2 protein-coding genes are annotated in these 13,268 nt (G+C 71.4%); both read left to right on the forward strand.

Going from position 1 to position 13,268, the window contains the following annotated elements; genetic code table 11:
• The coding region (locus tag AB0M67_RS29395; RefSeq protein WP_365750324.1) for an SDR family NAD(P)-dependent oxidoreductase at positions 1–2,403 on the forward strand (2,403 nt) is incomplete at its 5' end.
• A gap of 67 nt (positions 2,404–2,470) precedes the next feature.
• Entirely contained in the window at positions 2,471–13,261 is a 10,791-nt protein-coding gene (locus AB0M67_RS29400; protein WP_365750326.1) for a type I polyketide synthase, read from the forward strand.
• The last annotated feature ends 7 nt before the right edge of the window (positions 13,262–13,268 follow it).

The following is a 13,268-nucleotide window of genomic DNA, read 5'->3' on the forward strand; positions in this document are numbered from 1 at the left end:
CGGGTGCTGTTCGAGCCGGTGGTGCGGTTGTTGGTGGGTCGGGGTGGTGTGGTGTTTGTGGAGTCGAGTCCGCATCCGGTGTTGGCGATGGCGGTTCAGGAGGTGCTGGAGGATGCGTCCGGTGCTGTGGTGGGTTCGTTGCGGCGTGATGATGGTGGTGCGGAGCGGTTCTTGACGTCGTTGGGCGAGGCGTTTGTGGCGGGTGCGCCGGTGGACTGGTCGGTGCTGTATGCGGGGAGCGGTGCGCGTCGGGTGGAGCTGCCGACGTATGCCTTCCAGCATGAGCGCTACTGGCTTGAGGGCGTCTCCGTCGGAGGCGAGATCCAGGACACGCAGGCGGACGAGACGGACGCCGCGTTCTGGGATGCCGTGGAGCGCGAGGACCTCTCCGATCTCGCGGAGGTCCTGGACAGTTCTTCCGGAACGGACCCCGAGGCCGCCGCGGCGGCCGAGGCCTGGCTGCCCGCGCTGTCGGCCTGGCGCAAGGGCCGCCGGAAGCAGATGACACTCGACTCCTGGCGCTACCGGACCACATGGCGCGCCAACTCGACGGCCTCCGGGACCCGGCTGTCGGGGACGTGGCTGGTCGTGAGCCCGGGTGGGGACGCGCCGGTCGATGAGGTTCGGCGGGCGCTGGTCGCCGCGGGCGCGGAGGTGTCCGTTTGTGAGGACCTGGGCTTCGCGGAGTCGGCGGATGTGTCGGGTGTGGTGTCGCTGCTCGCGTGGGACGAGGAGTCCGCGGTGGAGTCGACGCTGCGGCTCGTGCAGGCTCATGCGGACGGCGGGGCTCCGTTGTGGGTGCTGACCCGGGGTGCCGCCGCCGTGGGCGCGGACGATCCGGTGTCGGCGGTGCAGGCCCAGATCTGGGCGCTGGGCCAGGTGGTCGGGCTGGAGCAGCCTGCCGCTTGGGGCGGTCTGGTCGACCTTCCCGTGGAGTGGGATGACCGAGTGGCGTCCTCGCTGGCCGGTGTGCTGGCGGCCGGTGAGGGTGAGGACCAGGTCGCGGTGCGTTCGTCGGGTGTGTACGGGCGTCGGTTGGTCCGGGCCCCGCTCGGCGCGAACCCGGCGCCGGTACGGACGTGGAGTCCGTCGGGCACGGTGCTGATCACCGGCGGTACGGGCGGCGTCGGCGGGCACCTGGCGCGCTGGCTGGCGAAGGAGGGCGTCGAGCGGCTGCTGCTGGTCAGCCGCAGCGGCGAGAATGCCGAACTCGCCGAGGAATTGAGCGAGTTGGGTGCCGAGGTCACGTTCGCCGCGTGTGATGTGACCGACCGGAACGCGCTCGCGGAGTTGCTCGCCGAGCACCCCGTCACCTCGATCTTCCACACCGCCGGCAGCGCGACGCACGGCCCGCTGGCCGAGCTCGACGCGGCCGGGCTCCAGGCGCAGACGGCCGCCCGTGTTGTGGGTGCGCGTCATCTGGATGAGCTGAGCTCTGAGCTTGGGTTGGTGCTGGATGCGTTTGTGGTGTTTTCCACGGGTGCTGCGGTGTGGGGGAGTGCGGGTAATGGGGCGAATGCGGCTGCGGGTGGTTATCTGGAGGGTTTGATCCGGGGTCGTCGGGTGCGTGGGCTGGTGGGTTCGTCGGTGTCGTGGGGCGGTTGGCGTGGTACGGCGATGTCGGTGGGGGAGACGGCGGAGCAGTTGTCGCGTCGTGGTGTGGGGTTGCTGGAGCCGGAGTTGGCGGTTCGGGCGTTGCGGCAGGTGCTTGAGCAGGACGAGGTGTCGGTGACGGTGGCCGATATGGACTGGTCGTTGTTCACGCCGGGGTACACGATGGCGCGGCGCCGCCCGCTGATCGAGGACATCCCCGATGTGGCCCGGATCCTGCGCCAGGCCGATGACGACGTCGAGAAGGACGCGGAGGACGGCGCCCAGGCCGGTGCGGTGCTGCGGGAGCGTCTCGCCGGGTTGACGGAGTCGGAGCAGCAGGCGTTGCTGCTGGGGCTGGTGCGTGGTGAGGCTGCGCAGGTGCTGGCGCATGGGTCGACGGCGGAGATCACGCCGGGCAGGCCGTTCAAGGAGCTGGGCTTCGATTCGCTGACCGCGATGGAGTTGCGCAACCGGCTGTCCAAGGCCACCGGTCTGCGGCTGCCCGCGACCCTCGTCTTCGACCACCCCAACCCCCAGCGCATCACCGAACTCCTGCTCACCGAGCTCGCCGCGGAGGGCGGCCGGCCGGGCATCGCCGATGTCCTCGACATCAGGCGTGAGCTGACCCGGATCGGCGAGGCGCTCGACAGCGTCGCGCCGGATCCGCAGGCCCGCGAGGACATCGCCGACCACCTCCGCGACCTCATGGCCCAGCTCAGCACCGCCGAGAAGGAAAGCGCCACCGATCTCGAAGCCGCCACGGACGACGAGATCTTCGACTTCATCGACCGCGACCTAGGCGTGTCGTGAACAGGCTGAACAGGCGTCTGCACAGGCATCTGCCGGGCTTCCAACTGCTCCAGAGTGGGGTTTCACGATGACCGAGGACAAACTCCGTACCTATCTGCGCAGGGTCACGGCCGAATTGCAGCAGACCCGTCAGCAGCTGAAAGACAGCCAGGACAGGGCGCGCGAACCGCTCGCCGTCGTGGGAATGGCGTGCCGACTGCCCGGCGGGGTCGACTCGCCGGAGCAGCTGTGGCAGATGGTGGTGGACGGCGCCGACGGGGTGAGCGGCTTCCCCGACGACCGGGGCTGGGACCTCTCCTCGCTCTTCGACAGCGACCCTGACCGGCCGGGGACGACGTACACCCGAGAAGGCGCGTTCCTGAACGGGGCGGGCGACTTCGACGCCGGGTTCTTCGGGATCTCGCCCCGTGAGGCCCTGACCATGGACCCGCAGCAGCGGCTGCTGCTGGAGACCTCGTGGGAGGCGCTGGAGCGGGCCGGGATCGACCCGCACTCGCTACGGGGCAGCCGGACCGGTGTCTTCGTCGGCGGCACGGCCATCGAGCACACGGTCAAGCTGATGAACTCGCCGACCGACCAGGGGTACGCCATCACCGGCGGCTCCGCGAGCATCCTGTCCGGCCGGGTCTCCTACGTGCTGGGCCTGGAGGGCCCCGCCGTCACCATCGACACCGCGTGCTCCTCCTCCCTCGTCGCCCTGCACTCCGCCGCACAGTCGCTCCGGCAGGGCGACTGCTCGCTGGCGCTGGCCGGCGGTGTCGCCGTGATGGCCACCTCGTCCGCCTTCGTGACCTTCGCCCGGCAGCGCGGCCTGGCGGCGGACGGCCGTTGCAAGGCCTTCTCCGACGACGCCGACGGCATCGGCTGGGGCGAGGGCGTCGCCGTCGTCCTGCTGGAACGCCTCGCCGACGCCCGCCGTAACGGTCACTCCGTGCTGGCCGTGATCCGCGGTTCGGCGGTGAACCAGGACGGTGCGTCGAACGGTCTGAGCGCGCCGAACGGTCCTTCGCAGCAGCGGGTGATCCGGCAGGCGGTCGCCAACGCCGGCCTGACCCTCGCGGACGTCGACATGGTCGAGGCGCACGGCACGGGGACGACCCTCGGCGACCCGATCGAGGCGCAGGCGCTGCTGGCCACCTACGGCCAGGACCGCCATGACGGCCGGTCGCTCTGGCTCGGCTCGCTGAAGTCGAACATCGCGCATACCCAGGCCGTCTCCGGTGTCGCCGGCGTCATCAAGAGCGTGCTGGCCCTTCAGCACGCCGTACTGCCCAAGACTCTGCACGTGGGCGAGCCGAGCAGCCAGGTGGACTGGTCGGCCGGCGCGGTGGAACTGCTGACCGAGGCACGGGAGTGGCCGGAGACGGGACAGCCGCGTCGTGCGGGCGTGTCGTCGTTCGGGATCAGTGGCACCAACGCCCACGTCATCCTCGAACAGGCCCCGGAGGACGAGCCCGCCGAGCTCCGGGCGGACGACGGGACGGAGCCCGCGTTCACCACGAGTCCCACCCCGTTGCCGTGGCTGATCTCCGGCAACACCGAGGCCGCCCTGCACGAGCAGGCCGCCCGCCTGCGGGCCCACCTCGCCACCCACCCCGGCCTCGTGGCCGCCGACGTGGGTCACTCCCTGCTGACGAGCCGCTCCCGACTCGCCCACCGCGCCGTGCTGTTCACCGGGCAGGACGCAGACGTGTCCACCGCACTGACCGCCCTCGCCGACGGACACGACGCGCCCGGCCTGATCCGCGGTACCGGTGACGCCGGCACGGGCGTGGTGTTCGTGTTCCCCGGTCAGGGGTCGCAGTGGGCGGGGATGGGGCGTGAGCTGTGGGATGCCTCCCCGGTGTTCGCGGCGCGGATGGAGGAGTGCGCGCAGGCGCTGAGCCCGTACGTGGACTGGTCGCTGCGGGAGGTTGTGTCCCGGGACGCGGACGATTCGTCATGGGCACGCGTTGATGTGATGCAGCCGGTGTTGTGGGCGGTGATGGTGTCGCTGGCGGCGGTATGGCGGTCCTTCGGCGTCGAACCGGCGGCGGTGGTGGGGCATTCGCAGGGTGAGGTGGCTGCCGCGTGCGTGGCCGGCGGACTGTCGTTGGAGGACGGTGCGCGGGTGGTGGCGGTGCGTTCGCGTCTGGTGCTGGAGAAGCTTTCCGGCAAGGGCGGGATGGTGTCGGTGTCCCTGCCGGTGGTGGAGGTGGAGGAGCGGCTGACGCGCTTCGAGGGCCGGATCGGGGTCGCGGCGGTGAATGGGCCGTCGTCGGTGGTCGTCTCGGGCGAGCCACAGGCGCTGGACGAGCTGCTCGCCGAGTGCGAGGCGGCCGGGGTGCGGGCGCGTCGTATCGCCGTGGACTACGCCTCGCACTCCGCGCAGGTCGAAGTGCTCAACGAGGAACTCCTCGTCGAACTCGCGGACATCCGGCCGGTGTCGTCGTCGGTGGCCTTCTACTCGACGGTGACCGGTGAGCGGATGGACACGGCGGGATTGGACGCGGCGTACTGGGTGGCGCATCTTCGCGAGCGGGTGCTGTTCGAGCCGACGATCCGGCTGCTCGCCGAGCAGGAACACCACCTCTTCATCGAATCCAGCTCCCACCCCGTCCTCACCATGGCCATCCACGAAACACTGGAGAGCCTCTACGGCCCGGGTGCCGCCGTCGGTTCGTTGCGGCGTGACGACGGCGGCACGAGCCGTCTCCTGACGTCGCTGGCCGAGGCGTATGTGGCGGGTGCGCCGGTGGACTGGTCGGTGCTGTTCGCCGGGAGCGGTGCGCGTCGGGTGGAGCTGCCGACGTATGCCTTCCAGCATGAGCGCTACTGGATCGAGGATGTTCTGCCACCCGGTGTGGAGGGCGTCACGGATCCGGTGGATGCGGCGTTCTGGGGTGCGGTGGAGCGGGCGGACGTCGAGGGTGTCGCGGAACTTGTGGACGGCTCCGTGCCGGACGCCTGGGAGCCTGTGGTGCCGGCGTTGTCGGCTTGGCGCAGGGGGCGTCAGGAGCGGTCGGTGCTGGACTCGTGGCGTTATCGGACGGTGTGGCGTTCGGTGACGGTTCCGACGACGGGCCGCCTGTCTGGAACGTGGCTGGTCGTGAGCCCGGGTGGGGACGCACCGGTCGATGAGGTCCGGCGGGCGCTGGTCGCCGCGGGCGCGGAGGTGTCCGTCCTGGACAGCCTGATCGACGCGGAGTTGGCGGACGTGTCGGGCGTGGTGTCGCTGCTGGCCTGGGAGGAGGAGTCCGCGCTGGAGTCGACGCTGCGGCTCGTGCAGGCTCACGGCGGCAGCGAGGTTCCCCTGTGGGTGCTGACCCGGGGTGCCGCCGCCGTCGGCGCGGACGATCCGGTGTCCGCGGTACAGACCCAGATCTGGGCGTTCGGGCAGGTGGTCGGGTTGGAACGCCCCGGCGGCTGGGGCGGTCTGGTGGACGTCCCGGCGGTGTGGGACGAGCGGGTGGCGTCCTCGCTGGCCGGTGTGCTGGCGGCCGGTGAGGGTGAGGACCAGGTCGCGGTGCGTTCGTCGGGTGTGTACGGGCGTCGGCTGGTCCGGGCCCCGCTGGGTAACGCGGCGACCCCGATACGGACGTGGAGCCCCTCGGGCACGGTGCTGATCACCGGTGGTACGGGCGGCGTCGGCGGGCACCTGGCGCGCTGGCTGGCGAAGGAGGGCGTCGAGCGTCTGCTGCTGGTCAGCCGCAGCGGCGAGAATGCCGAGGGCGCGACCGAACTCGCGGAGGAGCTCCGCGGGCTGGGAACGGAAGTCACCGTCGCGGCCTGTGACGTGGCCGACCGGAACGCACTCGCGGCGCTGATCGCCGCGATACCCGCCGAACACCCCCTCACCGCGGTCTTCCACACCGCGGGCGTGTCCGGCCACGCGGAACTCGCCGCCGCCACGCCCGAGCACTACGAGAAGGTGCTGTCGGCCAAGACCCTCGGCGCCCGTCACCTGGACGAGCTGACCGCCGAACTCGGTCTGGAACTGGACGCGTTCGTCGTGTTCTCCTCCGGCGCCGCGGTATGGGGCAGCGCCGGAACCAGCGCCTACGCGGCGGCCAACGCCTATCTGGACGGTCTCGCCTGGGAGCGCCGGGCGCGTGGTCTGGTGGCGACGTCGGTGTCGTGGGGTGGCTGGAAGGACACCGGCATGGCCACCGACGGCACCGCGGAGCAGCTGGCGCGGCGAGGCGTCCGGCAGATGGACCCGGCGCTCGCCGTCGAGGCGCTGCGCCAGGCGCTGGAGCACGACGAGACCGCGCTGACCGTCACCGACATGGACTGGGCGCGCTTCGCCCCCGGATACACGATGGCCCGGCGCCGCCCGCTGATCGAGGACATCCCCGAGGTCGCCCGCGTACTCAGCGAGAACCCCGACCCGGCGGACGACACGACCGGCGGTGACTCCGCGCTGCGGATGACCCTCGCCGGACTCACCGCGCCCGAGCAGCACGAACGGCTCCTCGAACTGGTCCGTATGGAAGCGGCGACCGTTCTCACCCACTCGACGACGGACGACATCACGGCCACCAAGCCGTTCCGCGACCTCGGATTCGACTCGCTGACGGCGATGGAGCTGCGCAACCGGCTCAACACCGCCACCGGGCTGCGGCTGCCCGCCACCCTCGTCTTCGACTACCCCACGCCCCACCGGCTCGCGGGACAGCTGCACGAGAAGCTCTTCGACACCGGCGCCCAGGTCGCACTGCCGGAGCTGCGGGCCACGGACGACGACCCGATCGTGATCGTGGGCATGGCCTGCCGCTTCCCCGGCGGGGTACGCGGTCCCGAGGACCTGTGGCGGCTGCTTGTCGAGGGCCGCGACGAGATGACGGAGTTCCCCGCCGACCGCGGCTGGCACGGACTGGCCATGAACGCCTTCATCGAGGAGTCCGGCGGAGCCCGGCAGGGCGCCTTCCTGGCCGGCGCGGGCGACTTCGACGCAGCGTTCTTCGGTATCTCGCCGCGTGAGGCGCTGGCGATGGACCCGCAGCAGCGCCTGCTCCTTGAGACCTCGTGGGAGGTGCTGGAACGCGCCGGCTACGACCCCGTCTCGCTGCGCGGCAGCCGCACCGGCGTCTTCGTCGGCGGCACACCGCAGGAGTACACGACCGTACTCATGAACTCGGCCGAGGCGGGCGGCGGCTACGCGCTCACCGGAGCCTCGGGCAGCGTCATGTCGGGCCGGGTCGCCTACGCCCTGGGCCTGGAGGGCCCCGCCGTGACCGTGGACACGGCGTGCTCGTCCTCGCTGGTCACCCTGCATCTCGCGGCACAGGCACTGCGCAACGGCGAGTGCGACCTCGCCCTCGTCGGCGGTGTGACGGTCATGGCCACACCAGGGGCCTTCGTGGAGTTCTCGCGCCAGGGCGGTCTCGCGGGAGACGGCCGCTGCAAGGCGTTCGCCGCGGGTGCCGACGGCACGGGCTGGGGTGAGGGCGTCGGGATGCTGGCCGTTGCCCGGCTCTCGGACGCGGTGCGGGACGGCCATCAGGTGCTGGCCGTCGTACGCGGGACGGCGGTGAACTCCGATGGCGCGTCCAACGGGCTGACCGCGCCCAACGGGCCCTCGCAGCAGCGGGTGATCCGGCAGGCGCTGGCCTCGGCCGGTCTGTCGACGGCGGACGTCGACCTGGTGGAGGCGCACGGCACGGGCACGGCGCTGGGCGATCCGATCGAGGCGCAGGCGCTGCTGGCGACCTACGGCCAGGACCGCCCCGCCGACCGGCCGTTGTGGCTCGGCTCGGTGAAGTCCAACATCGGACACACTCAGTACGCCGCCGGTGTGGCGGGTGTCATCAAGTCGGTGTTGGCGATGCGGCACGGTGTGCTGCCCCAGACCTTGCATGTGGACGAGCCGACGCCCGAGGTCGACTGGTCGGCGGGCGCGGTGGAGCTGTTGACCGAGGCGCGGGAGTGGCCGCAGGCGGATCGTCCTCGGCGTGCGGGTGTGTCCTCGTTCGGGATCAGTGGCACGAACGCGCATGTGATTCTGGAGCAGGCGCCGGAGGTATCGGAGGAGGTGCCTGCGGGTGTTGTTGCGGGGTTGGTGCCGTGGGTGGTGTCGGCTCGGTCTGTGGAGGCGTTGCGGGAGCAGGCGGGGAGGCTGGCTGGGCATGTGCGGGAGCGTGAGCTGAGTCCGGTGGATGTGGGTTTCTCGCTGGCCACGGCGCGTGCGGGGCTGGAGTACCGGGCGGTGCTGGTCGGGACCGAACAGGCGGATTTCCTGGGGCAGTTGGAAACACTGAGCGGCGGTGTTCCGGTCGGTGAGGGCGGGACGGCGTTCCTGTTCTCCGGTCAGGGTTCCCAACGTGCCGGTATGGGCCGTGAGTTGTATGAGGCGTATCCGGTGTTCGCGGCTGCTTTCGATGAGGTGTGCGGGCGGTTGGATGTGTTGTTGGAGCGGCCGGTGAAGGAGGTCGTCTTCTCGGACGGGCCGGCGTTGGATCGGACGGTGTTCACGCAGGCGGGTTTGTTCGCGTTGGAGGTGGCGCTGTTCGAGTTGGTAGGTTCGTGGGGTGTGCGGGCGGATGTGCTGCTGGGGCACTCGATCGGTGAGCTGGCGGCTGCGTACGTCGCCGGTGTGTGGTCGTTGGAGGACGCGTGCCGGATCGTGGCGGCGCGGGGCCGGCTGATGCAGGCGCTTCCTGCCGGGGGCGCGATGGTCGCTGTCGAGGCTGTGGAGTCGGAGTTGCCGGAGCTTCCGGCGGGTGTGTCGGTGGCGGCGGTGAACGGTCCGCGCTCGCTGGTGCTTTCCGGTGACGAGGAGCCGGTGGCTGCCGTTGCTCGTACTTTTGCCGAACAGGGGCGTCGGACCAAGAGGTTGGCCGTCAGTCATGGGTTCCATTCGGTCCGGATGGAACCGATGCTTGCGGAGTTCGCGGAGGTCCTTGCCTCGGTGGAGTTCCGTGCGCCGCGTATCCCGGTCGTCTCCAACCTCACCGGTCGCGTCGCGGGTGAGGAGCTGGCCACCCCCGAGTACTGGGTGCGCCATGTTCGTGAGGCTGTTCGTTTCGCCGATGGGGTCGGGGCTGTGCTGGCTCGGGGTGTGGACAAGTTCCTGGAGTTGGGTCCGGGCGGTGCGTTGACCGCGATGGCGGAGGAGAGCCTCGACCAGACCGGGACGGACGCCGTCTGTGTCCCCGTTCTGCGCGCCAAGCACCCCGAGGCGGACTCTGCCGTTCGCGCCCTCGGTCGGATTCACGAGGCCGGTGCCGAGGTCGACTGGGCGGCCCTGTTCGCCGGTACGGGCGCTCGCCGGGTCGAGTTGCCGACGTACGCCTTCCAGCACAAGCGCTACTGGCTCGACTCCCTCGCGACCGGCAGCGGCGATCCCGCGCAGCTGGGACTCACGGCCACCGGTCACCCGCTGCTCGGCGCCGGTGTGACGCTGCCCGATTCGGACGGCTTCCTGTTCACCGGCAGGCTCTCGCTGGCCACGCAGCCGTGGATCGCCCATCACGCGCTGCTCGGCACCGCACTGCTGCCCGGCACCGCGTTCGTGGAGCTGGCGCTGCGCGTAGGCGGCGACGCGGGGTGCGAGGTGATCGAGGAACTCACCCTGGAGGCACCGCTGGTACTGGGTGAGCAAGGTGGCCGCGCGGTCCAGGTGACGGTCGGCGGGCTCGACGAGACCGGTCGCCGGAGCATTGCCCTCCACTCGCGGCCCGACGACTCGGGCGACGACTCCGGTGACAACGAGCCGTGGCTGCGGCACGCCACCGGCGTACTGGCCGAGCGGGGGACCGCGGAACCCGCCGAGCAGCCGGTGGCGGGCGTGTGGCCGCCCGAGGGCGTCACGGAGATCGCCGTCGATGACTTCTACTCGGACATGGCCGAGGCCGGATTCACCTACGGGCCGGTCTTCCAGGGGCTGAGGGCCCTGTGGGGCAAGGACGGCGAGCTGTTCGCCGAGGTCCGGCTCCCGGACGAGGCGGGCGACGCCGACGGCGGGTTCGGGGTCCACCCGGCGCTGCTGGACGCGGCCCTCCAGCCCCTCGCCCTCGGCGTCCTCGGCGGCACGGCCGACCGGGAGCCGATCAAGGGCGGCATGCCGTTCGCCTGGACGGGAGTCCGGCTGCACGCCACCCACGCCACGGTCGCCCGGGTCCACCTGGCCCCCACGGGACGCAACGAGGTGCGCGTCACCGTGACCGACGACTCCGGGCTGCCGGTCGCCACCGTCGAGTCGCTGGCCATGCGCGACCCCGCACTGGAGCAGTTCACCGCCTCCGCACCGCGGCAGGACACGCTGTTCGACGTGGCGTGGACTCCGGTGCCCGTCGGATCCGACGACATCGGCGGGGAGTGGGCGATGCTCGGCTTCGACCCGCTGGAGATCCGCCCGCGCCTCGTCGAGGCCGGCCTCACCGGTACGCCGTACCTGGACACGCAGTCCCTGATCGACACGGTCGAGTCGGGCAAGCCCGCCCCGTCCGTGGTGGTGATGTCCTGCTTCTCCGGTGACCGGGACGGCATCGTCGCGGCCACCCATGACACCGGCCGACGGGTGCTGGAGGTGCTTCAGCAGTGGCTCGCCGACGCCCGCCTCAGGGCTTCCCGGCTGGTGCTGCTGACCAGGGGCGCGGTGGCCGCCGTCGGTACGGACGGGATCGAGGACATGGCAGCCTCGGCCGTATGGGGCCTGGTGCGGGCGGCCCAGGCCGAGCACCCGGGCGCGATCGTCATCGTCGACCTCGACGACGATCCCGCGTCGTACCGGGCGCTCCCCGCGGCGCTCGGCACCGGTGAGCCGCAACTCGCCCTGCGCGCGGGCGCCGCGAGCGTGCCCCGGCTGGCCCGGCACACCCGGGCGCCGGAGTCCTCCCCGGGCTTCGGCCCGGACGGCACCGTGCTGATCACCGGCGGCACCGGGGCGCTCGGTTCGGTGGTCGCCCGTCATCTCGCGTCCGCACACGGAGTCCGGCACCTGGTGCTGGCCAGCCGCAGCGGGGAGAACGCTCCGGGAGCCGACGCCCTGCTGGCCGAGCTGACCGGGCTCGGCGCCGACGCCCGCATCGTGGCCTGTGACGTCTCGGATCGCGAGGCGCTGGCCGAGCTGCTGAGCGGCATTCCGGCACAGCAGCCGCTGACCGGCGTCGTGCACACCGCGGGCGTGCTGGCCAACGGCACCGTCGAACTGCTCACCCCTGACCAGTTCGACACGGTTCTGCGGGCCAAGGCCGACGCGGCCTGGCATCTGCACGAGCTGACCGCCGAAGCGCCGGTGCGGGAATTCGTTCTCTTCTCGTCGGTCGCCGGGCTGCTGGGCAGCCAGGGGCAGGCCAACTACGCCGCGGCCAACGCCTTCCTGGACGCCCTCGCCGCGCACCGGCGGGCAGCCGGACTGGCCGGTACCGCACTGGCCTGGGGCTGGTGGGAGCAGCCCAGCGGCATGGCGGCGGGGCTCGGCCGGGCCGAGCGCGCCCGGCTCGCCCACGGCGGCAGCCTCACCCCGTTCAGTACCGAGTCCGGCATGGACGCCTTCGACCAGGCCCTCGCGGCGGGCACCGAGGCCCTGCTCGTACCGATGCGACTGAACACCAGGGCCGCCCAGGCGTCGCCCGGGCAGCCGGTGCCGCCGCTGCTGCGCGGGCTGGTCCGGGCCCCGCAGCGGCGGGCCGCCCGATCCGACACGAGGGCCACCTCACGGCTGCACGAGCGGCTGGCCGGCGCCACCGGGGCGGAACGGCTGGCCGTGCTCACCGAGTTGGTCCGCGGCGAGGTCGCACAGGTGCTCGGGCACAGCGGTGCCGAGGCCATCGAGGACGGCAGCGGTTTCGTCGAGCTGGGCTTCGACTCGCTCACCTCGGTCGAACTGCGCAACCGGCTCAGTGAGGCCACCGGGCTGCGTCTGGCGTCCACGGTCGTCTTCGATCACCCGACACCCGTGGCCCTCGCCGCCGAAATCGCCGAACAGCTGGCCGACCGGGTCGTCGCCACCGCCGCCGCCACTGCCGTCGCCCGGCCGGCCGAGGACGCCGCCGGCGCCCCCGGCGGCGACGGCGCACTGACCGGGGACATCGCGGTGATCAACGGAGTGGAGGCGCTCTACCGGCGCTCCATCGAGCTGGGCAGGCTCGACCTCGGCCACAGCGTGCTGAAGAACTCCGTCGACCTGCGGGCCAGTTTCTCCTCTCCGGACGAGATCCGGAACGGACCGACGCTCATCAGGCTCGGCGAGGGAGCACAGCACCCGAAGATCATCGGGTTCCCGTCGCAGTCGGTGTGGGCGAGCAACCAGGAACTCGTCGGCATGGCTGTACCGCTGCGCGGAGTGCGCGACATGTGGTCTCTGATGCTCCCCGGTTTCGTCACCGGCCAGCAGGTCGCCGCCGACGTGGACGCGGCGGCCGAGTACGCCGTGGGACTCATCGAGGAACTTGTCGGGGACGAGCCGTTCGTCGTCGCCGGACGCTCCTCGGGCGGCCGGATCGCTCATGAGGTCGCCGTCAGGCTGGAGGGACGTGGCCGTGCCCCGAAGGGGCTGGTGCTGATCGACAGTTACATGGCCGGCTATGACGCGACGTCCTACATCGTGCCGGTGATGGAGTCCAAGGCACTGGAGCTGGAGAAGGACTTCGGTCAGATGACCGGCACCCGACTCACGGCGATGGCCGCCTACTTCGCCATGTTCGAGCACTGGCAGCCCGAGGCGACGTCGATCCCGACTCTGCTGGTGCGGGCCTCGGAGTGCTACGGCATCGAGCCGGGGCAGGAGCAGCCGCCGGCCGAGCAATGGCAGGCGGCCTGGCCGCTGCCGCACGACGCGATGGATGTGCCGGGCAACCACTACACGATGCTGGAAGGCAGCGGAGACGTCACAGCGGCCGCCGTGCACGACTGGCTGGCGGAGCGTGACGCGTAGGACCCCG

It is taken from the genome of Streptomyces sp. NPDC051662 (genome assembly GCF_040681655.1).
Taxonomy (GTDB): Bacteria; Actinomycetota; Actinomycetes; order Streptomycetales; family Streptomycetaceae; genus Streptomyces.